Annotated in this window: 22 protein-coding genes and 1 other RNA gene; 19 read left to right on the forward strand and 4 right to left on the reverse strand. The window is 44.2% G+C overall.

Going from position 1 to position 21,133, the window contains the following annotated elements; translation table 11 throughout:
* Positions 1-36: 36 nt before the first annotated feature.
* From ACOQOE_RS04295 to ACOQOE_RS04345, 11 genes are all read left to right on the forward strand, one after another.
* Positions 37-612 (forward strand): TMEM165/GDT1 family protein, encoded by a 576-nt coding sequence (locus ACOQOE_RS04295; protein ID WP_067869650.1) that lies wholly within the window; start codon positions 37-39, stop codon positions 610-612.
* An 11-nt stretch (positions 613-623) separates the two neighbouring features.
* The gene (locus ACOQOE_RS04300; protein ID WP_067869646.1) at positions 624-977 is read left to right on the forward strand and encodes a CidA/LrgA family protein; all 354 of its coding nucleotides are present in this window, start codon (positions 624-626) and stop codon (positions 975-977) included.
* Positions 977-1,684 (forward strand): LrgB family protein, encoded by a 708-nt coding sequence (locus ACOQOE_RS04305; protein WP_420554972.1) that lies wholly within the window; start codon positions 977-979, stop codon positions 1,682-1,684. Before ACOQOE_RS04300 ends, ACOQOE_RS04305 begins: the two co-directional genes overlap by 1 nt.
* 147 nt (positions 1,685-1,831) lie before the next feature.
* Positions 1,832-2,947, forward strand: coding sequence for a cell division protein ZapE (gene zapE, locus ACOQOE_RS04310; RefSeq protein ID WP_067869685.1), 1,116 nt, complete (start codon positions 1,832-1,834; stop codon positions 2,945-2,947).
* A 403-nt stretch (positions 2,948-3,350) separates the two neighbouring features.
* Positions 3,351-3,779, forward strand: coding sequence for a 50S ribosomal protein L13 (rplM, locus tag ACOQOE_RS04315; protein ID WP_067869641.1), 429 nt, complete (start codon positions 3,351-3,353; stop codon positions 3,777-3,779).
* Positions 3,780-3,793: 14 nt separating this feature from the next.
* Positions 3,794-4,186 carry a 30S ribosomal protein S9 gene (gene rpsI / locus ACOQOE_RS04320; RefSeq protein ID WP_067869639.1) on the forward strand — a complete coding sequence of 131 codons (393 nt, stop codon included), beginning with the start codon at positions 3,794-3,796 and terminating at the stop codon, positions 4,184-4,186.
* Positions 4,187-4,454: 268 nt separating this feature from the next.
* Positions 4,455-5,048 carry a ubiquinol-cytochrome c reductase iron-sulfur subunit gene (gene petA / locus ACOQOE_RS04325; RefSeq protein WP_067869636.1) on the forward strand — a complete coding sequence of 198 codons (594 nt, stop codon included), beginning with the start codon at positions 4,455-4,457 and terminating at the stop codon, positions 5,046-5,048.
* Positions 5,048-6,295, forward strand: coding sequence for a cytochrome b (locus ACOQOE_RS04330; RefSeq protein ID WP_067869632.1), 1,248 nt, complete (start codon positions 5,048-5,050; stop codon positions 6,293-6,295). The genes petA and ACOQOE_RS04330 overlap by 1 nt, the downstream gene beginning before the upstream one ends.
* Positions 6,295-7,068 (forward strand): cytochrome c1, encoded by a 774-nt coding sequence (locus ACOQOE_RS04335; RefSeq protein WP_067869629.1) that lies wholly within the window; start codon positions 6,295-6,297, stop codon positions 7,066-7,068. Before ACOQOE_RS04330 ends, ACOQOE_RS04335 begins: the two co-directional genes overlap by 1 nt.
* 82 nt (positions 7,069-7,150) lie before the next feature.
* Complete coding sequence (locus ACOQOE_RS04340) at positions 7,151-7,789, forward strand: glutathione S-transferase N-terminal domain-containing protein (RefSeq protein WP_067869626.1); 639 nt, start codon at positions 7,151-7,153, stop codon at positions 7,787-7,789.
* A 79-nt stretch (positions 7,790-7,868) separates the two neighbouring features.
* Positions 7,869-8,291, forward strand: coding sequence for a ClpXP protease specificity-enhancing factor (locus ACOQOE_RS04345; RefSeq protein WP_067869623.1), 423 nt, complete (start codon positions 7,869-7,871; stop codon positions 8,289-8,291).
* Positions 8,292-8,341: 50 nt separating this feature from the next.
* Here ACOQOE_RS04345 and ACOQOE_RS04350 read toward each other — a convergent pair whose 3' ends face one another.
* Genes ACOQOE_RS04350 through ACOQOE_RS04365 form a run of 4 tightly spaced genes read right to left on the reverse strand, consistent with a single transcriptional unit; the run spans position 8,342 to position 11,723 of the window.
* Positions 8,342-8,926 carry a BON domain-containing protein gene (locus ACOQOE_RS04350; RefSeq protein WP_067869620.1) on the reverse strand — a complete coding sequence of 195 codons (585 nt, stop codon included), beginning with the start codon at positions 8,924-8,926 and terminating at the stop codon, positions 8,342-8,344.
* On the reverse strand, positions 8,926-9,519 hold the full coding sequence (locus ACOQOE_RS04355; RefSeq protein ID WP_067869618.1) for an SIS domain-containing protein: 594 nt from the start codon (positions 9,517-9,519) through the stop codon (positions 8,926-8,928). The genes ACOQOE_RS04350 and ACOQOE_RS04355 overlap by 1 nt, the downstream gene beginning before the upstream one ends.
* A gap of 18 nt (positions 9,520-9,537) precedes the next feature.
* Positions 9,538-9,897: a YraN family protein gene (locus tag ACOQOE_RS04360; protein ID WP_420554973.1), complete on the reverse strand. Its 360-nt coding sequence runs from the start codon at positions 9,895-9,897 to the stop codon at positions 9,538-9,540.
* An 8-nt stretch (positions 9,898-9,905) separates the two neighbouring features.
* Positions 9,906-11,723, reverse strand: coding sequence for a penicillin-binding protein activator (locus ACOQOE_RS04365; RefSeq protein WP_420554974.1), 1,818 nt, complete (start codon positions 11,721-11,723; stop codon positions 9,906-9,908).
* Positions 11,724-11,759: 36 nt separating this feature from the next.
* On the opposite strand from ACOQOE_RS04365, the gene rsmI reads away from it, so the two are divergent.
* From rsmI to ACOQOE_RS04405, 8 genes are all read left to right on the forward strand, one after another.
* Positions 11,760-12,593: a 16S rRNA (cytidine(1402)-2'-O)-methyltransferase gene (gene rsmI / locus ACOQOE_RS04370; protein WP_420554975.1), complete on the forward strand. Its 834-nt coding sequence runs from the start codon at positions 11,760-11,762 to the stop codon at positions 12,591-12,593.
* Positions 12,594-12,634: 41 nt separating this feature from the next.
* Positions 12,635-12,988: RNase P RNA component class A (rnpB, locus tag ACOQOE_RS04375), an RNA gene on the forward strand.
* Between the two features lie 1,794 nt (positions 12,989-14,782).
* The gene (mraZ, locus tag ACOQOE_RS04380) at positions 14,783-15,238 is read left to right on the forward strand and encodes a division/cell wall cluster transcriptional repressor MraZ (protein WP_420554976.1); all 456 of its coding nucleotides are present in this window, start codon (positions 14,783-14,785) and stop codon (positions 15,236-15,238) included.
* Positions 15,239-15,263: 25 nt separating this feature from the next.
* The gene (rsmH, locus tag ACOQOE_RS04385; RefSeq protein ID WP_420554977.1) at positions 15,264-16,202 is read left to right on the forward strand and encodes a 16S rRNA (cytosine(1402)-N(4))-methyltransferase RsmH; all 939 of its coding nucleotides are present in this window, start codon (positions 15,264-15,266) and stop codon (positions 16,200-16,202) included.
* Positions 16,203-16,571 carry a cell division protein FtsL gene (gene ftsL, locus ACOQOE_RS04390; protein ID WP_231867911.1) on the forward strand — a complete coding sequence of 123 codons (369 nt, stop codon included), beginning with the start codon at positions 16,203-16,205 and terminating at the stop codon, positions 16,569-16,571.
* On the forward strand, positions 16,561-18,285 hold the full coding sequence (locus ACOQOE_RS04395) for a peptidoglycan D,D-transpeptidase FtsI family protein (RefSeq protein ID WP_067862415.1): 1,725 nt from the start codon (positions 16,561-16,563) through the stop codon (positions 18,283-18,285). The genes ftsL and ACOQOE_RS04395 overlap by 11 nt, the downstream gene beginning before the upstream one ends.
* A 12-nt stretch (positions 18,286-18,297) precedes the next feature.
* The gene (locus ACOQOE_RS04400) at positions 18,298-19,764 is read left to right on the forward strand and encodes a UDP-N-acetylmuramoyl-L-alanyl-D-glutamate--2,6-diaminopimelate ligase (protein ID WP_420554978.1); all 1,467 of its coding nucleotides are present in this window, start codon (positions 18,298-18,300) and stop codon (positions 19,762-19,764) included.
* Positions 19,761-21,128 (forward strand): UDP-N-acetylmuramoyl-tripeptide--D-alanyl-D-alanine ligase, encoded by a 1,368-nt coding sequence (locus tag ACOQOE_RS04405; protein ID WP_420554979.1) that lies wholly within the window; start codon positions 19,761-19,763, stop codon positions 21,126-21,128. The genes ACOQOE_RS04400 and ACOQOE_RS04405 overlap by 4 nt, the downstream gene beginning before the upstream one ends.
* Positions 21,129-21,133: the final 5 nt, after the last annotated feature.

Below are 21,133 nucleotides of genomic sequence, written 5' to 3' on the forward strand. Positions count from 1 at the left end.
TAGCCTTCCTCTTTCCTTTTTTATTGGCTGTATTCCATGGATTTGATTGAAGCTTTTGTAAAAGTATTCCTGTTGGTTTTTCTGGCGGAGTTTGGGGATAAAAGTCAGCTGGTATGTATGACGTTGTCAGCTCGGTATAGAGCGACTCCAGTTTTAATCGGTAGCGTGTTGGCTTTCTCTGTTTTGAATGTCTTGGCGGCTATTTTTGGGGCTGCTTTAAGTATTTATGTGCCGCAAGAATTAATTTTTTGTGTTGTTGGTATTCTGTTTTTTATCTTTGCTATTCAATTATTTATGGATGATGAAGAGGAGGAAGAAGGCGATATAAAAATAGGTAAACATCTTGTTGGCTCCGTATTTATACTGATTTTTTTAGCTGAACTTGGTGATAAAACACAGCTGGCGATCGCGGGTTTGGCAGCGGTTGAGCAGGCTTGGGTTGTTTGGGTGGCGGGTACCGTAGCTTTAATGCTGACGACGCTGCTTGGGGTGTGGTTTGGTCGTGTGCTGCTTAAAAGGTTGCCTATAGCATTGATACATCGAGGTGCAGGAGTGTTGTTTATGTTGTTTGCAGGGATTGCATTTTTTCAGTTGTATCAGTTAATAAGATAGCGGTGGTTTATATGGTTCAAGGGTTTCTTATTTTGCTGTTTTGTCAGCTTTTGGGTGAGTGCTTAGTAACGCTTTTGAGTGTATCAATCCCAGGGTCAGTTGTAGGTATGATGCTGTTGCTTGTCGGTTTAATTGTGATTAAAAAAGTCCCTGACGGCCTTCGGAGTACAAGTGAAGGGTTGTTGAAGATATTACCTCTTTTGTTGGTGCCTGCTGGTGTTGGATTGATGAGGTATTTTGGTGTGCTATCGGCGTATTGGTATCAGCTTTTGATTATTCTGTTTGTGAGTACGTTGGTTACTATGTTTGTGGTCGCTACTTTGCTTCGACTCATGTCTAAAGAAAAGCATGAGGAAGGGCATTAATGGTGTTGTGGTCTCATTTTCAGACACTGCCGGTGCTTTGGCTGGTGGTTACCTTAGCGGTGTTTTTAGTTGCATCTTGGTTTAATGTTCGGATGGGGAAAACACCATTCCTGCATCCGGTGTTGGTATCCCTGACCATTATTATTCTTGTCCTTTTGGCTACAGAGACTGACTACGATACTTATATGTTAGGTGGGCAGTATATTCATCTATTGTTAGGCCCTGCAGTTGTGGCGCTAGCTATTCCTTTGTATGACAATTTGGCAACAGTAAAGAGGTTGTTGCTTCCGCTGTTGGTGGGTTGTGTATCTGGAGCAATTGTGGCGTCGGTTTCGGCAATAATGCTAGGTATGTGGTTTGGCTTAAATGATCAGTTATTGCTTACACTAGCCCCTAAATCAGTGACATCCCCTATCGCTATCGCAATTGCGGAAAAAGTTGGTGGTTTTCCCTCTCTTGCGGCAGGTTTGGTACTTATTACAGGGGCGATGGGATGTGTCATTGCTCCGGCTGTTTATAAGTTGCTTAAAATTGAAGATGAATCAGTGAAAGGGTTTGTTTTAGGTGTTGGTGCGCATGCCATGGGGACAGCGTTTGCTTTTGAATACGGCATGGTTGCTGGGGCTTTTGGGGGGTTGGCGATGGGGATGACGGGTGCTTTCACCGCATTTTTTTTGCCCGTTTTGATTCCAATTATTGGTTTGTAAGTGATTGTTTAGGTGATAAATCGTTTAGGTCGCTTCTCTTTTTAGTGTTTGTTGAGAGAGATGTACTCCTTATGTTGCATTTGCTAAATGATGCATTCCTCGGTAAAGTTCGCGCAAGTTAGAACCCATTCAGATTGGCAGCTAGATATGACTCCATTAGAACGATATAAACTTGACCTTAAGCGTGATGATTTCTCGTATGATCCTGCACAGGAGCTTGCCGTAGAAAACCTGCAGCGCTTGTATGATGATCTGTTGGCGACGAAAGAAACTCCTAAAGTTGGTTTGATGGGGCGTTTGAAGGGTAAGTTTTCTAAGCCTGAGGTTGAAGAGCCTATAAAGGGGCTTTATTTTTGGGGTGGTGTCGGTCGAGGTAAGACTTATCTTATGGATACGTTTTACGATAGTTTGCCGTTTGAAGAGAAAATGCGTACGCATTTTCACCGCTTTATGCAGCGAGTTCATAAAGAGCTTAAACAGTTAGATGGTACTGCGAACCCGCTGGTGGTCATTGGTAAAAAATATGCAAAAGAAGCGCGTATTATCTGTTTTGATGAGTTTTTTGTTACAGATATTACAGATGCCATGATTTTAAGTAGCTTGCTTCAGGAGCTGTTTAATAATGGTGTAGCTTTGGTTGCGACCTCTAATATAGTGCCGGATGGCTTATATAAAGACGGTTTGCAGCGTGCGCGCTTTTTGCCAGCGATTGATATGTTAAATCGCTTTACCGATGTTATTAACGTTGATGGTGGTGTGGATTACCGTCTACGTGCCTTGGAGCAGGCGGAACTTTATCACAGTCCTTTGGATGAAAAAGCTGATGAAAGTCTAAATCGAAGCTTTGAGAGTATAGTGCCTGACCTTGATGAGGTTGTTGAGGGCGAAGTCATTGAAATTAACGGCCGTGAAATGAAAGCCCGTCGTTGTTGTGAAGATGTGATTTGGTTTGATTTTCCAGATATTTGCGAGGGACCTCGCTCACAAAATGACTATATAGAGCTGGCTAAGTTATTCCATGCGGTAATGGTGGGTAATGTGCCACAGTTGGGTCGAACTAATGATGATGCGGCTCGTCGGTTTATTAATATGGTCGATGAGTTTTATGATAGCGGTGTTAAATTAATTTTGAGTGCGGAAAAGCCTATTCATGAGATCTATTCTGAGGGGCGGCTAGAGTTTGAGATTCAACGTACTCAAAGTCGCCTATTAGAGATGCAGTCTCATGAATATTTAGCACGTGCTCATAGGGCTACGGCTTAGTTTTTGATTTTACATATTTGGTTACACAGAAGCACCTTCGGGTGCTTTTTTGTGTAGGAGGCCAGCCCTCTGGCCGAAGGGTGGGTTTGAATTGGAACGTAATTCATTCGCTCTGGCACCCGTTCCGGGCATAAAGAGTGAGCCCTTACACCGTTAGTTGGAGGCTGAAGAGAGATTGTTGGGTTTTTAGGGCTGGTTCTAAGTTTATTGTAGATTTACCTTGCGATAGGCTTGGTCCATCTTTATAATGCGCGCTCCCAAGTTTAGGTGTTGCTTGAGTTTTGGGCAAAAGAGAGTTGCCTAACTGTAGGTTAGGCAACAAATAATTATAAGTCAGGTCGGTATTCTCTAACGATGTTTTGTTAGAAATACGAGGCTTGAGTAAAGTTGAAAGGCTATACAGATGAAAACATTCGTCGCTAAGCCAGCCGAAGTAAAACGCGACTGGTACGTTGTTGACGCAGAAGGTAAAACTCTGGGTCGTCTGGCTACTGAAATTGCACGTCGTTTACGTGGCAAGCATAAGCCAGTTTACACTCCGCATGCTGATACTGGTGACTACATTGTAGTTATTAACGCTGAAAAAGTAGGCGTTACTGGTAACAAGCGTAAAGATAAAATGTACTACCATCACACTGGTTTTCCAGGTGGTTTGAAAGAAGCATCTTTCGATAAAATGGTAGAAACTTTCCCTGAGCGTACTATTGAGCTTGCTGTTAAAGGCATGCTACCAAAAGGCCCATTGGGTCGCGCTATGTACACTAAGCTGAAAGTATATGCTGGTGCAGAACATCCGCATCAGGCTCAGCAGCCTAAAGAACTGAACATCTAAGGGGAAGGAAGATTATGTCTACTACACAGTATTACGGTACAGGTCGTCGTAAAACGTCTACTGCACGTGTTTTCCTACGTCCAGGTACAGGTGTTATCACTATTAATAATCGCACTATCGAAGATTACTTCGGTCGTGAAACTGCTCGTATGATCGTGCGTCAGCCTCTAGAATTGACTGGCAACACTGAATCTTTCGATGCTGTTGTTACCGTTAAAGGCGGTGGTGGTTTTGGTCAAGCTGGTGCAATTCGTCACGGTATTACTCGTGCGTTGTTAGCTTTTGATGAAACCCTACGTCCGGCACTTCGTGAAGCGGGTTATGTTACTCGTGATGCGCGTATGGTTGAACGTAAGAAAGTTGGTCTACGTAAAGCACGTAAGAAACCACAGTTCTCAAAACGTTAATTCGATTTCTCTGCGGAGTTTTTCGAATTCAGAAAAAGCGCCTCTCTCATTTTTGGGATGGGCGTTTTTTTTGCGCTGCACCAAGTCAATACTTTGGCCTAATCTAGAGCGAAAAGCAGTAATTCACCTTGTAAAAATGGGGTGTTTTCATTACTATTTGGGCCATTTTACAGATACATGTTTCCGTAGTTTTATAATTCTTAGCGGCCAGGGCGTTTCTACACCTGTAGATATGCAAAATAAGGTCGATTGAGGGGAGATAGTCTTAATGAGCAATGATGGCGTGAATAAGGGTCGGCGCCGTCTCCTGATCGGTGCTACATCCGCAGTTGGTGCGGTTGGTGCTGTAGGAGCCGCTGTCCCATTCGTAGCTTCCTGGAATCCAAGTGCTAAAGCTCGAACTGCTGGTGCGCCTGTTAAGGTGGACATAAGCAAACTTGAGTTTGGACAGCAGATGGTTGCCAAGTGGCGTGGTAAGCCTGTGTGGATCGTTCGTCGCAACGAGGAGGCATTGGCAAATTTAGCAAAGTTGGATAACTTACAGGATCCAAATTCTGAAGCTCCGCAGCAGCCTGCTTATGTGCCAACGACACCAGCGCGTGCTATCCGTGAGGATATTGCAGTGCTGGTTGGTATTTGTACGCACTTGGGTTGTTCACCGACATACCGTCCAGAAATTGCGCCTGCTGATTTAGGGGCTGATTGGGTTGGTGGTTATTACTGCCCATGTCATGGTTCTCGCTTTGACCTATCTGGTCGTGTAATGAATGGCTCCCCGGCGCCTACTAACCTTGTGATCCCACCTCATCACTATGAAAGTGATAATGTGATCATTGTTGGTGTAGATCAGGAGAACGCATAATGGCTGGTTCACGTAATAAAGGTAACCCAGGTATCATGGGTTGGATTGACGATCGTTTCCCTGCGACAGCGATGTGGGAAGATCATCTTTCAAAATACTACGCACCAAAGAATTTTAACTTTTGGTATTTCTTTGGTTCTTTGGCGCTACTGGTGCTTGTTAACCAGTTATTGACAGGCATTTGGTTGACTATGTCATATAACCCTTCTGCGGAAGGTGCATTTGCGTCCATCGAATACATCATGCGTGATGTGGAATATGGTTGGTTGCTGCGTTATATGCATTCTACAGGTGCTTCTGCATTCTTTGTGGTTGTGTATCTGCATATGCTTCGCGGCATGATGTATGGTTCTTACCGTAAGCCTCGTGAGTTGGTTTGGTTGTTTGGTATGACTATCTATCTTGCATTAATGGCTGAAGCATTCATGGGCTACCTATTGCCATGGGGTCAGATGTCATATTGGGGTGCACAGGTAATTGTATCGCTTTTCCAAGCTGTACCTTTTATAGGTCCTGATCTTGCTGAGTGGATCCGTGGTGATTACCTGATTTCAGGTATTACTCTGAACCGTTTCTTCTCATTGCATGTTGTTGCTTTACCTATCGTTCTTCTTGCCCTTGTTGTATTGCATATTATTGCGTTGCATGAAGTGGGTTCTAATAACCCAGATGGTATTGAGATTAAAGAAAAGAAAGATGAGAACGGTGTGCCATTAGATGGTATTCCATTCCACCCTTATTACTCTGTAAAAGATATTGTGGGTGTGGTTGTGTTCTTGTTTGTTTTCTGTGCGGTTGTCTTCTTCTTCCCAGAAGGTGGCGGTTACCTGATCGAAGCGCCAAACTTTGAGCCAGCTAACCCGCTGAAAACACCACCGCATATTGCGCCTGTATGGTACTTCACGCCATTTTATGCAATGTTGCGTGCTATTCCGCCTCTATTTGGATCTCAGTTCCCTGGGGTTGTGGTGATGGGTGGTGCTATAGCTATTCTGTTTGTTCTTCCATGGCTTGATCGTAGCCCGGTTAAATCTATTCGTTACAAAGGCATGCCTAGTAAGATTATGTTAGTAATCTTCTGCATTAGCTTTGTGATTTTGGGTTATCTTGGTGTTGTAGCTTCTACTCCGGGACGCACCATTGTTGCTCAGGTATGTACAGCGCTTTACTTCGCGTACTTCTTCCTGATGCCGTTCTACACCAAAATGGAAAGTACTAAACCGGTTCCAGAAAGGGTTACAGGCTAATGAAAAAGTTTCTAATCACATTAGTAATGGCGGTGCTGCCTCTTACAGCTAATGCCGCTGGTGGTTCTGGTCACCTGGACCACATGGATGTTGATCTGCATAATCAAGCGTCATTGCAGCGCGGCATGAAAACATTTGTTAACTACTGCATGGGTTGTCACTCTGCTGAATATCAGCGTTATGAGCGCGCTGCTATTGATTTGGGTATGAATCCAGAAGTGGTTGCTGAGCATCTGATCTTTGGTGATCTGAAGGTTGGCGAGCAAATGAAGATATCAATGTCTAAAGAAGACGCTGGTAAGTGGTTTGGTAATCCTCCACCGGATTTGACGCTTGAAGCGCGTTTACGTGGTGGTGATTGGTTATACACTTATCTTCGTAGTTTTTATGCAGATGATTCGCGTCCATGGGGCGTAAACAATGCAGTGTTTAAAGATGTAGGCATGCCGAATGTGTTAGGCTCTCTACAGGGTATTGTTAAGGCAAACTGTTCTTGGGATGAGATGAATGCCCATGGTTTGGCAGGTCATGGTATTGACCCTCTAACTAATACGCCTTTGAATAGTTGTGCAAGTGTTGTTGACGGTACCGGTGAGTTGTCTCCTCAAGAATTTGATAAGGTTGTTTATGATCTTGTGAATTTCATGGTGTATATGGGTGAGCCTTCTAAATTGGATTCTCATCGCATTGGTACCTACGTATTAATCTTCTTGTTCTTGTTCTTCTTCTTAGCATATGCGTTGAAGAAAGAGTTCTGGAGAGATATACACTAATAGCGTTGTGGTATAATCACATCGTTTCATGCGCGGCTCCATTTTGGGGCCGCGTGTCTGTTTCTGAAAAGGGGAATAGTTAATGGGTGTCGTGGCAAAACGTTCTTCCATGTCGTTCTACTCTAATGGTGAAAACCAGTATAGTCATCGTGTTCGTATTGTTTTGGCTGAAAAGGGTGTGGCTGTAGAGATTCATGATTGTGATGAAGATAATCTTCCAGAAGATTTAACTTCGATGAATCCTTACAATAGCTTGCCAACATTGTTGGATCGCGATTTGGTTTTGTATGAGCCAAACGTAATGATGGAATATTTAGATGAGCGTTTCCCTCATCCACCTCTGTTGCCTGTATATCCGGTAGCTCGTGCTGAAAGCCGTCTTTATATGTACCGCATTCAGCGTGATTGGTGTGATCTTGCAGATCAAATTATTGAAGCATCTTTAGCTGATGATGAAGAGACTGCAGAATCTGTTCGTAAAGAGTTGCGTGATAGTTTAGTAACAACATCACCAATTTTTGATGATAAGCCTTTCTTTATGAGCGAAGATTTTACGTTGGTTGATTGCTGCCTTGCTCCGCTATTGTGGCGCTTACCTCTATTGGGAATCGATATTCCTGAAGATCAGTGTAAGCCATTAGTGAAGTATATGGAGCGTTTGTTTGAGCGTGAATCGTTTCAGGTTAGCTTATCTGAAGCTGAGCGCGAAATGCGCGACTAGCCTTTACGCTTAGTCTATAAAAAGGGATGATGTTTCATCCCTTTTTTTATGTCTGTTTAACTGATTGTGAGTATTGAAAATGAAACCAAGTCGTCCTTATATATTGAAAGCGTTGTACGATTGGCTGCTAGATAGTGATTTGACGCCCCATCTTTTAGTTGATGCGACTCAAGAGAATGTTACTGTTCCGACGCAGTTTGTAGAAGAGGGTCAGATTGTGATGAATATTACTCCTTCTGCCGTGCGTGATTTTTATATGGATGAGGAGGCTATTTCTTTTAATGCACGATTTTCAGGGCAGCCGATGGATGTTTATATTCCAGTACGGGCTGTATTAGCTATTTATGCTCGTGAAAATGGTCAGGGTATGGGATTTGGTGGTGAGCCTGGGGTCGAGGTTTATATGCAGGATCAGGTAGCTGATAGAAAGCAGCCGGAGAGAAGTGAGGTTGAAGCTGATAAAGAGAAGCCGAAGCGTCCTAGTTTAAAAGTAGTCAAATAATTTTTGAAAAAAAGCGCCGCAAACAAATGGCTGCGGCGCATGTCTATCTCTTAACGGTTAACGTATTCGAATACTTTAACGATTTTTTCTACGCCAGGAATACTGCGTACAATGCTAATTGCGGTATCGGCTTCTTGCTGGCCGACAAGTCCCATTAGGTAAACTGTACTGCTATCGGTGACTACTTTTATACGAGAGCCTTCAATATTTTCATTTGTTAATAACTCCGCTTTGACTTTGGTTGTTAGCCAGGTATCGTTTGTTCTTGCTAGTGCAGATGAAATGCCTGAGAGTTTAATCTCATTGTGGATTTTTCTTACTTTGCGTACTTGGCTGACAATCTGCTCGGCTTCGCTGCGCGCGGCTTCACTCGGTGCTTGGCCTGTGAGAAGTACTACGCCATTGTAGCTGGTTACACTGATATTGGTGGCTTTCATCTGCTCTGAACCTTTGGCTAGATTGACCATTGAGAGCGTTTCAATCACTTCGTCATCAAGGTAAGAGCCAACGGTTCGGTGCCCCGGATCTTCTTGGATCGGTTCTTCGCGGGCAACACTTATAACGTCAGAACAACCGCTAATAATTACTGATAGGCTGAGGCCTGTAATTAGTACAAGAGTTTTGCTATTAATCATCACTCGTCACTTCCAAATAGTTGATAGTCAATTAAGTCACATAGTGCATGTAAAACTAGCAATTGTGCATGATGAACTAAAGCACTGTCATCGCTAGGTACACAGATTTCAATCTCTTCTGGGCTTAATAGTGCGGTAATGTCACCGCCATCAGCACCGTTTAATACAATAACGGTCATATCACGGTCATGTGCAGCCTGAATGGCTTGAACTAGATTGCTCGATCGTCCATGGGGAGTAACGAGTAATAGTATATCGCCAGGTTGCCCTAGAGCATGAATCTGTTTCGCTTGCGCATCCATGAAGCTGGTATCTTCGCAGATAGCACTGAGTGTCGATCCGTCAGAATTTAGGTTGATCGCGGGCAACCCAGGCCTTTCATGTCTAAAGCGGTTCATCAGCAACGTCGTGAAATGCTGCCCTAATGATGATGAAGCTCCATTTGCACAGCAGAGAATCTTATTCTCACTGACAAGGCAGTGAAGTAAAAGTTCACCAGCATGGGCTATTAACGGAGTATATTGTTCAATGGTAATCGCATTGATTTCCATTGAATTGTGAAACTGGCTGACAATGCGGTCTTCGAGTTCCATGCTGTCCTTAATTATGCCTTAAATTCTAAATGCATCTTTATACCACAGAGGGTGGGAAGGTGCTGCATCATATTCAAAAGCGATCACATCAAAACGACACTCTTTATTAGCTAGCCTTGGTTGTTGGCTTAAATAAAGTTGTGCTGCTTTGACTATCTTTGCTTGTTTGATTGGAGTAACCGAAGCGGCGGCCCCTCCATACTTTTTTGTGTTTCTGTAGCGAACTTCGATAAAAACGATGGTTTGACCATCTTGCATTATTAGATCAATCTCGCCAAATCGGCAGCTGAAATTGCGACTAAGTAGTTTTAGTTTTTGTGTATGTAAATATTTTTCAGCTAATTTTTCGGCGTCCTTGCCGGTTTTATTTCTATCCATAGAGTCTGTTACTCAATAATTGATGGGGTGCCTTCCCTATATTCTGCCCATACAAGGTTACGTTTAATGATGCCGTCGTGGCTAATGCTTAACTTGCCGGTTTCGCCTTCGATCTCTGTACCGGGAAGGGCGCTTAGCTGTTGAAGGTAGGGGAATAGGCGATAAGCATCGAGACCTAGTGCGTATAATCGTCCAAAACGGGTATTTGTATCAGCGCGCTCTTGTGCAATGAGTACTTTATTCTGCGAGGGAGGGTTGAGGCTCCAAGGAATATCTAAGAATTTAATTTTATTTAGATCTTGATCTTGTATTGGGTCGCTATTGCCGCTGTAAATATGTGATGTTGCATAAATCGGTAGATCTCCAGCGAAATGGAATGCAAGTATAGGCGTTAGCTGGCGCGCATCATTAGGTAGTGCGGTTAATATGATTGCATCTATATCCTGTCTGCGGTGCTCTTCAAATTCTATTTTTCGAGTGTAGATCGCTTGCCTGACTTTTTTATAGCGTGCGGTACTTTTATCTGTGCTAAGAAAGGAGGCAATGTTGGCGGAGAAGTCGCTCGTTTCTCCAAAAGCTTTCATGCTGACTACTTTGCCGCCGAGAGCAGTGAAATATTCTGTGAATGATGTTGCTATGCGTTCGCCCCAAACTTGGTTTGGAATGAGAATAGCAGCGGTTCTTATGCCGTCATTCCATGCGGCTTCAGCGATTTGTTGTGCTTCATCATCGGTTGAAAGGCCAAATTGGTAAAGCCCTTCTCTGCTTATATTGTCGGTATGGTTGAGTGCTAAGATCGGTGTGTTGATATGTGTATCGCTAGCCATGTCGTTGACATACTCTTTAGATAGAGGGCCAATAACTAGATCAACCTCTTCCTGTTCTAATATTGCAGAGAGCTGAATCGGCGTGTTGATTTTTTCAGAATCAAGAAACAGTAATTCAGGTGACGGGGTGTTAGGTTGCTGTTGGCGGAAGTGGGCCATCAGAATGCCTTCTTTTATTGCTGCGGCGGGTTTAGCTAATTTTCCTTCGAGCGGCAATAAAATGGCAATTTTTCTAGCGCTTAGTGTTTGTGTACTTAATCCACTCAATGAGCTGGGTGGTAAGCGTTTAGCGGGATGTCCTTCCCAGAGTGTTGACCAATTGTTGATGGCTTGATATTGAGTGTCGAGCTGTTTGTTGTTTGATAGTTCGTTAATCAGTTCTAGCCAGCCTTGTTCGTAATAGCTATTGCTACCGCTTCTTAATAAAGAGGAGCGTGTAGTGTCGTCAAGCTGTATAAGGCGATTCCAGATTTCGTCATGTATCTGTTGTTTTTCTTCATCATTGTCGAGTAGAAGGCTTAACTTTATAAGTGACTGCGCTTCTGAAAATAAAGCACTTTGTTGATTAAATGCTTGTGCTTCTAAATGTAAAAATTGAATCTCTTGCTCTTTCGGAAGGCCTGTTTGGCTAAGCGCTTTAAGTTGAGCTAAGTTGTCTAATGCTTTTTTAGGCTGGTTTTCTTCAATGGCTGCTTCGGCTTTGAGTTTTGCAATATCAAAACGCATAGTGGGAGGTAGTAGGCTGATATCAATATCATTCAGCACCTGAAATGCATTTTCTTTTTGGTTGATAGAAAGCAGTATTTTGGCGGCTTCTGCACGTAGTTCAGCAGCTTTGATCGGTTTTGCTTTCTTCGCTTTTTCGAGAAGTTCTGTTGCGCTATTTCTGCTCTGCTCCGTTGCACTGATCGGTGGTTTTGAAGGTGATTGTACCGAACAGCCCGAAATAATCGTTCCAAGGAGTATAGCTAAAAGAGGCAGGCGCCACTGAAATTTCATATACTTCACAACCCAAGTTTGAGGATGGTATCTGTAATGTTAGAACCGGCACTGTATGTTGTAGCAACACCGATTGGAAATTTGCAGGATATGACTCCTCGCGCAATTGAAGTATTGCAGCAGGTTGAGTTGATTGCTGCAGAGGACACGCGTCATAGTGCCCGTTTAATGGCGCATTGTGGAATCGATACCCGCCTTGTTTCCGTTCATGAGCATAACGAACGCCAGCGAATTGAGACGATTGTACACCAGTTGCAATCTGGTGCCAGTGTTGCGCTTATTTCTGATGCTGGAACGCCATTAATTTCTGACCCTGGGTATGTGGTTGTTAAGGGGGTAAGGGAAGCTGGATTTAGAGTGGTGCCTATACCGGGCTGCGTTGCTTTTATTGCCGCGTTGTCGGCTGCTGGTTTGCCGACGGATCGTTTTGCTTTCGAAGGTTTTTTGCCGCATAAATCGAGTGGTCGTAAGCAGCAATTGAAAGGCTTGGTGGGTGAATCGAGAACATTAATTTTTTATGAATCTCCTCATCGTATATTGGCTTCATTGAAAGATATGCAGGAGGTGTTTGGGTCTGAGCGAGTTGTGGCGGTTGCCAGGGAGCTTACAAAAACTTATGAAACCATTCATGTGGATCAACTATCGTCATTAATTGCATGGATGGAGGCCGATACAAATCAGCAGCGAGGGGAGTTTGTTGTGCTCGTGCATGGGGTTGAAACTAAAGGCGAAGTCTTGCTGGATGCTAAAGCCTTAGAGGTGCTAGATATTCTTTTGGCAGAGTTGCCTGCGAGTCAGGCGGCGTCTTTGGCGGCTAAAATTACAGGGCTAAAGAAAAAGGTGCTTTATCAAGCAACTTTAAGTCGTTAAGCATCGCTAAAGCTGAATCTCTCTGTTAGAATCCGCGCCGAGGAGTTTGCCTGGCAGTCGCTGTCCTTGTAAAAGGATGGAGGAAAGTCCGGGCTCCAAAGGGTAGAGTGCCAGATAACGTCTGGGCGGCGCGAGTCGACGGAAAGTGCAGCAGAAAATATACCGCCTAAGTATACTTCGGTATAACGGTAAGGTTGAAATGGTGCGGTAAGAGCGCACCGCGTGGGTGGCAACATTCCACGGCATGGTAAACCCCACTCGGAGCAAGACCAAATAGGGTTCCTATAGGCGTGACCCGCGCTGGAACCGGGTAGGTTGCTTGAGGTGCGTAGTGATGCGTATCCCAGATGAATGACTGTCCACGACAGAACCCGGCTTACCGGCAAACTCCTCAATTTTTTTGTAAATAGTTATATCGTTTGTTTGGAGCCTGCGGCATAGCAGTTGGATGCGCATCCCAATAAATGACTGTCCACGACGACTCTTCAGAACAGCTCAGGGCTTACCGGTAAACTCCTCAATTTTTTTGTAAATAGTTATATCGTTTGTTTGGAGCCTGCGGCATAGCAGTTGGATGCGCATCCCAATAAATGACTGTCCACGACGACTCTTCAGAACAGCTCAGGGCTTACCGGTAAACTCCTCAATTTTTTTGTAAATAGTTATATCGTTTGTTTGGAGCCTGCGGCATAGCAGTTGGATGCGCATCCCAATAAATGACTGTCCACGACGACTCTTCAGAACAGCTCAGGGCTTACCGGTAAACTCCTCAATTTTTTTGTAAATAGTTATATCGTTTGTTTGGAGCCTGCGGCATAGCAGTTGGATGCGCATCCCAATAAATGACTGTCCACGACGACTCTTCAGAACAGCTCAGGGCTTACCGGTAAACTCCTCAATTTTTTTGTAAATAGTTATATCGTTTGTTTGGAGCCTGCGGCATAGCAGTTGGATGCGCATCCCAATAAATGACTGTCCACGACGACTCTTCAGAACAGCTCAGGGCTTACCGGTAAACTCCTCAATTTTTTTGTAAATAGTTATATCGTTTGTTTGGAGCCTGCGGCATAGCAGTTGGATGCGCATCCCAATAAATGACTGTCCACGACGACTCTTCAGAACAGCTCAGGGCTTACCGGTAAACTCCTCAATTTTTTTGTAAATAGTTATATCGTTTGTTTGGAGCCTGCGGCATAGCAGTTGGATGCGCATCCCAATAAATGACTGTCCACGACGACTCTTCAGAACAGCTCAGGGCTTACCGGTAAACTCCTCAATTTTTTTGTAAATAGTTATATCGTTTGCTTGGAGTCTGCGGCATAGCCGTTGGAGGTGTGTTCCAGATAAATGACTGTCCACGACGACTCTTCAGAACAGCTCGGGGCTTACCGGCAAACTCCTCAGTTTTTTTGTAAATAGTTATATCGTTTGTTTGGAGCCTGCGGCATAGCAGTTGGATGCGCATCCCAATAAATGACTGTCCACGACGACTCTTCAGAACAGCTCAGGGCTTACCGGTAAACTCCTCAGTTTTTTTGTAAATAGTTATATCGTTTGTTTGGAGTCTGCGGCATAGCCGTTGGAGGTGTGTTCCAGATAAATGACTGTCCACGACGACTCTTCAGAACAGCTCGGGGCTTACCGGCAAACTCCTCAAATTTTTTTGTAAATAGTTATATCGTTTGTTTGGAGCCTGCGGCATAGCAGTTGGATGCGCATCCCAATAAATGACTGTCCACGACGACTCTTCAGAACAGCTCGGGGCTTACCGGTAAATTCCTCAATTTTTTTGTAAATAGTTATATCGTTTGTTTGGAGCCTGCGGCATAGCAGTTGGATGCGCATCCCAATAAATGACTGTCCACGACGACTCTTCAGAACAGCTCAGGGCTTACCGGCAAACTCCTCAGTTTTTATTTTTTCATCTTAGAAATCCTTTTCTTTCAGCTTTACTTATTGTTTTTCTCGTTAAGTTTTCTAATTCCTTGTTTTTAAAGTGTCTTTCTTAGTGCTTTTTCTGATGCTTGTTTCTCATTATTAAATTATCTAATAAACCATGTGATTAAACCCTTCTTGGAAGCTTATTCTGCCTTGCTTTAATTGGGGTTCCTTTCTATAGTGTGCTTTAGTGGGATAAAGTGGGTAAAAGTGGGTAATTCTGTAAATTAAGTGGGTTTAGAGAGCGAGAAATGTTTAGAGGCGTAAATCAAATCAATCTAGATGTTAAGGGGCGCATGGCGATCCCAGCACGGTATCGTGAGAAAATCACGACCTGCTGTGATGGGCAGCTCGTGGCAACGATTGATACTGAAGAGCGCTGTTTATTGCTTTATCCGCTACATGAATGGGAAGAGATTCAAGAGAAAATCGAGGCCCTGCCTAGCTTTAACCCCGCGGCTAGACGTATTCAACGGCTTCTGATCGGTCATGCTACTGATTTGGATATGGATGGCAATGGCCGTTTGTTGCTGCCAGCGCCGCTACGTGAATACGCTGAGTTAGATAAAAAAATTGTACTGCTTGGTCAAGGTCAGAAGTTTGAAATCTGGAATGAGTCAAGATGGTTAGCCACCCGTGAAGAGTATCTTCAGGATGTGGATGGGGGCATGGCAATGCCCGAAGAGTTACAAAACCTTTCATTATAAAAATGAACGCTAATGAGATTTATCGATGAGCCAGGAATTTAAACATATTACCGTTCTGCTACAGGAAGCTGTTGATGCTTTAGTGCAGGATTCCTCTGGTTTCTATATCGATGGAACTTTTGGTCGTGGTGGCCACTCGGCTTTAGTGCTTGAACAGTTGGCCGAGGATGGTCGGCTTTTAGGTATAGATAAAGATCCGCAAGCGATTGCTCATGCGAAAGAACGCTTTGTAGATGAACCTCGCTTTTCGATTGCTCATGGTAGTTTTGCGCAATTAGAGCAGTTTGTTACTGAGCGTGGTATGGCAGGTGAAGTTGATGGTGTGCTGCTTGATTTAGGTGTTTCATCCCCTCAGCTGGATGATGCATCAAGAGGTTTTAGTTTTATGAATGATGGTCCGCTTGATATGCGGATGGATACATCGTCAGGCGAAAGTGCCGCTGAATGGATTGCGCGAGCAGATGAAACTGAGATTGCGGATGTTATTTATACCTATGGTGAGGAGAAGTTCTCCCGTCGGATGGCTAAAGCGATTGTTGCTAAGCGTCAAGAAGAAGCCATTACCACAACGGCTCAACTGTCGAAAATTATTGCTGAAGCGAATCCTGCGTGGGAAAAAGGTAAAAACCCCGCTACCCGCGCCTTCCAAGGGATTCGTATTCATATAAACAAGGAGTTGGAGGACCTGGAAAGCTGTCTAGATCAGGCTTTAGATATGCTGAAGATAGGTGGGCGTTTGGTTGTTATTAGTTTTCACTCGCTTGAAGATCGCATTGTTAAACGTTTTATTCGCAAGCATGTAAAAGGGGATGAACATTTACCAAGAGGGATTCCCTTTACTAATGACATGCTAGAGATTCGTTTAAAAGGCGTAGGTAAAGCCGTGAAGGCTAGTGATAGTGAGACACAAGACAATGTTCGTGCGCGCAGTGCTGTTATGCGTATAGCAGAGAAGGTGGCTTAAGTGCGTGTTGATTTTTTTCAGCGGTTGTTGAAAAAAAAGCTAGCGCCTGAGGCTGATGTAGTTGAAGCCAGTGAGTTTTGTAACTTAGAAGCCTTGCTGAGGCCTTTTTTAACTGTTTTTGTTTTGGTTGTTTTGCTAGTGGCTACATGTCTTGTTGTAGTGCTGAGTGCGTTTGAGTATAGAACGCTTTTTAATTACCACCAAGAGTTGGTACAGCAGAGAGATGAGTTGCAGGTTGAGTGGGGCCAGCTTTTGTTAGAACAAAGTGCTTGGGCGGCAAATAACCGTGTTGAGCAGCAAGCAGCAAGTAAATTAGGCATGAAGGTGCCTGAAGTGAATCAAATAGAGATTATTCGCAATGAGCGATAACAACGAAGTCAGTGATAGTGCTGAGGCTACAGTAGGACGAGGATGGCGCCTGTGGTTGGTGCTGATTCTTTTGCTGCTTGTTGCGGTCGGTATTACTGCGCGTATGTTGTCGCTCTATGTTGAAGATCAAGCTTTTTTACAAACGCAGGGTGATGAGCGTACTTTACGAACGGTTCAAGTACCTGCGCATCGAGGGATTATAACGGATCGCAATGGCGAACCTTTGGCTGTCAGCGCACCTGTCGCGACGATCTGGGCTGATCCTAAGATGATGGATTTACAGCATGCAGGTATAGCTAAATTAGCGGCTTTACTTAAGAGTAATAAGAAAAAACTGATTGCTAAGTTATCTACCTATCGCACTAAGCGTTTTCTTTATTTACAGAGACAAGGGACTCCTGAACTAGCTGAGAAAGTAAGAGCGTTGCGGATTCCTGGTGTACATGTGGATAGAGAATATAAGCGTTACTATCCTGCGGCAGAAGTGACTACTCACTTAGTGGGCTTTACTAATCTAGATGGTAAAGGTCAGGAAGGGTTGGAGTTGGCCTATGAAGATTGGTTGAAAGCAGAATCAGGTAAACAACTGGTGATGAAAGATCGACTGGGTCGAACAATTAAACATGTTCGAGAAGTGAAGTCGGCCCAACATGGAAACAATATAGAGTTAAGTATTGATCTGCGCTTGCAGTACCTAGCATATCGAGAATTAAAGACAGCCGTAAAAGCGCATAACGCAGATGGCGGTTCATTGGTGATGTTGGATGTTAAGACGGGCGAGGTATTGGCTATGGTTAATCAGCCATCTTACAACCCTAATGATCCGCGCCAGCGAGTCTCAACGGCTTTGCGTAATAGGTCTTTAACCGATACGTTTGAACCGGGATCAACGGTTAAGCCTATGACGGTTGCTGCCGCGTTGATGAGTGGGCAGTACACACCGGATACTTTGGTTGATACATCACCAGGGTATTTTCGAGTTAAGCGCAAAACCATACGCGATCACCGTAATTATGGTGAGATCGATGTATCAACAATTATTACAAAGTCGAGCAATGTGGGCGTGACTAAGTTGACGCTCAGTTTGCCAGAAGGCTCCGTGCGAAACCTATTTCATAATGTAGGATTAGGTCAGGCAACAGGAATAGGCTTTCCCGGTGAAAGTTCAGGTTATTTGCCATATCTGAATCAGCGGCAAGTCGTTGAGCGAGCAACATTATCATATGGCTATGGCCTTTCTGTGACGCCTTTGCAGTTAGCGCAATCATATTTGGCTTTGGCGAATGATGGTGTGATGAGTCCGGTTAATCTTATTCGTCAGAAAGAAGCGGGTAAGCCTGTGCGCGTTATGCCGGCTAGTGTGGCGAAAGATGTACGCGTCATGATGGAAACAGTTATTAGTAATAAAGGTACAGGGCGTAGAGCTGCAGTACCTGGTTATAGGGTCGCTGGGAAAACAGGCACAGTGCATAAAGTCGGGCCCGGCGGTTACATTGATGACCAATATATGTCTACGTTTGCAGGTATTGCACCTGTTAGTAATCCGCGTTTAGTTACCGTCGTCATGATTGATAACCCAAAAGGGCAAGAGTATTACGGTGGTGAAGTTGCAGCGCCTGTTTTTTCAAGGGCCGTTGGGGGCGCGTTAAGGCTGTTGAATGTTCCGCCTGATAATTGGCCCGAAGTAAATAAGCAAATTGCGAATAGGCATTAATAAGAGACGAATATGCTGAAAATAGAGAAGACGCTAGCTGAGATAATACCGGAGTGGGTTGATGAAACCTGCGCCGATCTCGTTGTGTCTACTCTATCTCAGGACAGTCGTACAGTTAGTCCGGGAACGTTGTTTCTTGCGCGCTCAGGTTTGCAGCATCGTGGTGTGGATTTTGTTATAGGTGCTGTGGCCGCTGGCGCTGTTGCGGTATTGCTTGATGAAAGTGAAAAAGATGATTGCCCATGTGTGAATGTGCCTATTATCTGCATCCCTAATTTAGTGGCTCAACTAGGCGCTATAGCTGCTCGTTTTTATGATGAGCCTAGCAAAAAAATGACAGTCATTGGCATTACTGGGACGAACGGTAAAACCTCTTGTGCGCATTTTTTAGCTCAAGCGATGAATGTCTTGAAGGTTAAAACTGCGATCGTTGGCACGGTTGGGAATGGCTTTCCTAAGGATCTAAATAAAGCAACGCATACCACACCGGATGCTATAGGTTTGCAGAAGCTATTGGCTGAATTAAATGCATCAGGCGCTGAAGCGGTTGTAATGGAAGTCTCAAGCCATGCTTTAGAGCAGAGACGAGTCGATGCTGTTGAATTTGATTATGCAGTCTTTACTAATTTGACTCGTGATCATTTGGATTATCACGGTTCTATGGAATCTTATGGCATGGCCAAAGCTAAGTTGTTTAGCAAAGATTCTCTGAAAAAAGCGATCTTAAATATTGATGATGTGTTTGGGCGTCAATTAATGTTGGATCAGAGAATCAACTGCCAGAAAGTCTCTGTTGGTAGAGTTCACGGAGATTATCGTTTGGCAGCCTATCGGCTTGCTCTGCATGGTATTGAAGCAGAAATAAAAACAGTTAAAGGTGGTTTCGCTTTTTGTAGCAAAGTTATCGGTGATTTTAATTTAGACAACTTATTGCTTGTGGCTGCGGTATTGGTTGAGCAGGGATTTAGCTATGGGCAACTAGTCGATGCACTGTCAAAACTGGAATCTGTGCCAGGCCGAATGCAAGCGGTTGTTGCTGCTAATAAGCCGCTGGTTATTATTGATTATGCTCATACACCGGATGCTTTAGAAAAAGCTTTGCAAGCGGTTCGAGCGCATACCAATGGGACTTTATGGTGTGTCTTTGGTTGTGGTGGCGATCGAGATATTGGTAAACGCGAGTTAATGGGCAAAATTGCGGACCGTTTTGCTGATCATTTGGTAGTGACAAGTGATAACCCACGTAATGAGCAGCCTCGGAAAATTATAGAAATGATTGAAAGCGGTATTAGTCAGCATATACCAAATATTAAAGTGGATAGAGCTGAAGCTATCCAATTAGCCATTATGCAAGCGTCCCCAGAAGATGTTGTTTTAATCGCTGGCAAAGGCCATGAAGACTACCAAGAGGTTGCCGGTAAACGTCATCCGTTCAGTGATTTAGTCATGACGCGGAAGATTTTAGGGGTGGCTGCATGATTGGTGAGTGGAATTTAGGCCAGTTACAACAGCAATTTGGCGGTGACATTACTAAAGATGTCTCGTTTCAGGGAGTTAGTACAGATACACGTACTATCAAACAAGGTGATCTTTTTGTTGCATTGGAGGGCCCTAATTTTGATGGACATGAGTTTGTGGAGCAGGCTTTCGCTAAAGGTGCAGTAGCTGCTGTTGTTTCTCGATCACTTGAGCAACCTATTGCCCAATGGCTGGTTACAGATACACATAAAGCGCTAGGGCAGATAGCGCTGGCTAATCGACAGCGCTTTAATGGTCGCGTTTATGCTGTAACGGGTAGTAGCGGTAAAACTACGGTGAAAGAGATGTTACGTAGTATTTTGTCCCAAAACGCATCGGTGCTTGTGACGCAGGGTAACCTTAATAATGATATAGGGGTGCCATTAACATTATTTCGTTTAAATGATGAGCATCAAGTAGCTGTGGTTGAGCAGGGCGCAAGTGCGGGCGGTGAGATAGCTTATACAACGGCTCTATCTCTACCTGATGTGGCCATTTTAAATAATGCTATGGGCGCACATTTAGAAGGGTTTGGTTCTTTGTTAGGCGTGGTTGAGGCAAAAGCAGAGATCTTCTCGCAGCTTAATAAAACTCATGGTTACGCCATTATCAATGCCGACGATAAATATGCTCAGTTTTGGCTCGGTGGTACTGAAGGACAGAAGAAGAAAACATTCTCCTGTGAATTTGATTCCGCTGATATTTATGCATCGGATGTGAAAGCGTCTGATACCGGCTGCTTCTCATTTGTGTTGCATCGTGGTGAACAAACCGTACCGGTCCAGTTAGGTGTTATGGGACAACATAATATAGCGAATGCGCTGGCGGCGGCCGCAGCGGTAAGTACGCAAGATATACCTTTGCAGCAGATCGCGGATGGTTTGCATAGTTTTAAAGCGGTTAAAGGGCGTATGTGCCCGATGGAAGGGCGGCAAGGAGCACTCATTATTGATGATACTTATAACGCTAATCCAGGATCAGTGAATGCGGCCGTCGACTTATTGGTCAGCTTGCAGGGTGAATCTATCTTGGTTTTAGGGGATATGGCTGAGTTGGGGGCTGACGCCGTCAAACAGCATGAAAGAGTAGGCTGCCGAGCAGCGCAGAAGGGGGTTGGAAGCCTTTGGGCGACTGGCGCGCTGTCTCGGCACTCTGTTTTGGCATTTGATGCCGAATCAAAAGATTGTGGTCAGTATTTTAAAACACAACAAGAACTAATCGCTGCGCTGTCGGGCGTAGCACGTCAGGGTATTAATATCCTGATTAAGGGCTCACGTAGCGCAGCAATGGAACGGGTTGTTAACAGCCTGTCTAAAGAGGAATAAGAAGA

Origin of the sequence: Neptuniibacter marinus, from assembly GCF_965223595.1 — a bacterium.
Taxonomy (GTDB): Bacteria; Pseudomonadota; Gammaproteobacteria; order Pseudomonadales; family Balneatricaceae; genus Neptuniibacter; species Neptuniibacter marinus.

What these genes read in the sequence shown, in the direction of transcription:
- ACOQOE_RS04335 (WP_067869629.1), top strand. Translation starts at nt 6,295, where the DNA reads ATGAAAAAGTTTCTAATCACATTAGTAATGGCGGTGCTGCCTCTTACA.
- rsmH (WP_420554977.1), top strand. Translation starts at nt 15,264, where the DNA reads ATGAGCCAGGAATTTAAACATATTACCGTTCTGCTACAGGAAGCTGTT.
- ACOQOE_RS04295 (WP_067869650.1), top strand. Translation starts at nt 37, where the DNA reads ATGGATTTGATTGAAGCTTTTGTAAAAGTATTCCTGTTGGTTTTTCTG.
- ACOQOE_RS04395 (WP_067862415.1), top strand. Translation starts at nt 16,561, where the DNA reads ATGAGCGATAACAACGAAGTCAGTGATAGTGCTGAGGCTACAGTAGGA.
- ACOQOE_RS04365 (WP_420554974.1), bottom strand. Translation starts at nt 11,723, where the DNA reads ATGAAATTTCAGTGGCGCCTGCCTCTTTTAGCTATACTCCTTGGAACG.
- ACOQOE_RS04340 (WP_067869626.1), top strand. Translation starts at nt 7,151, where the DNA reads ATGGGTGTCGTGGCAAAACGTTCTTCCATGTCGTTCTACTCTAATGGT.
- ACOQOE_RS04345 (WP_067869623.1), top strand. Translation starts at nt 7,869, where the DNA reads ATGAAACCAAGTCGTCCTTATATATTGAAAGCGTTGTACGATTGGCTG.
- ACOQOE_RS04405 (WP_420554979.1), top strand. Translation starts at nt 19,761, where the DNA reads ATGATTGGTGAGTGGAATTTAGGCCAGTTACAACAGCAATTTGGCGGT.
- ACOQOE_RS04355 (WP_067869618.1), bottom strand. Translation starts at nt 9,519, where the DNA reads ATGGAACTCGAAGACCGCATTGTCAGCCAGTTTCACAATTCAATGGAA.
- zapE (WP_067869685.1), top strand. Translation starts at nt 1,832, where the DNA reads ATGACTCCATTAGAACGATATAAACTTGACCTTAAGCGTGATGATTTC.
- rpsI (WP_067869639.1), top strand. Translation starts at nt 3,794, where the DNA reads ATGTCTACTACACAGTATTACGGTACAGGTCGTCGTAAAACGTCTACT.
- ACOQOE_RS04330 (WP_067869632.1), top strand. Translation starts at nt 5,048, where the DNA reads ATGGCTGGTTCACGTAATAAAGGTAACCCAGGTATCATGGGTTGGATT.
- rsmI (WP_420554975.1), top strand. Translation starts at nt 11,760, where the DNA reads ATGTTAGAACCGGCACTGTATGTTGTAGCAACACCGATTGGAAATTTG.
- ACOQOE_RS04300 (WP_067869646.1), top strand. Translation starts at nt 624, where the DNA reads ATGGTTCAAGGGTTTCTTATTTTGCTGTTTTGTCAGCTTTTGGGTGAG.
- petA (WP_067869636.1), top strand. Translation starts at nt 4,455, where the DNA reads ATGAGCAATGATGGCGTGAATAAGGGTCGGCGCCGTCTCCTGATCGGT.
- ACOQOE_RS04400 (WP_420554978.1), top strand. Translation starts at nt 18,298, where the DNA reads ATGCTGAAAATAGAGAAGACGCTAGCTGAGATAATACCGGAGTGGGTT.
- rplM (WP_067869641.1), top strand. Translation starts at nt 3,351, where the DNA reads ATGAAAACATTCGTCGCTAAGCCAGCCGAAGTAAAACGCGACTGGTAC.
- ACOQOE_RS04350 (WP_067869620.1), bottom strand. Translation starts at nt 8,926, where the DNA reads ATGATTAATAGCAAAACTCTTGTACTAATTACAGGCCTCAGCCTATCA.
- mraZ (WP_420554976.1), top strand. Translation starts at nt 14,783, where the DNA reads ATGTTTAGAGGCGTAAATCAAATCAATCTAGATGTTAAGGGGCGCATG.
- ACOQOE_RS04360 (WP_420554973.1), bottom strand. Translation starts at nt 9,897, where the DNA reads ATGGATAGAAATAAAACCGGCAAGGACGCCGAAAAATTAGCTGAAAAA.
- ACOQOE_RS04305 (WP_420554972.1), top strand. Translation starts at nt 977, where the DNA reads ATGGTGTTGTGGTCTCATTTTCAGACACTGCCGGTGCTTTGGCTGGTG.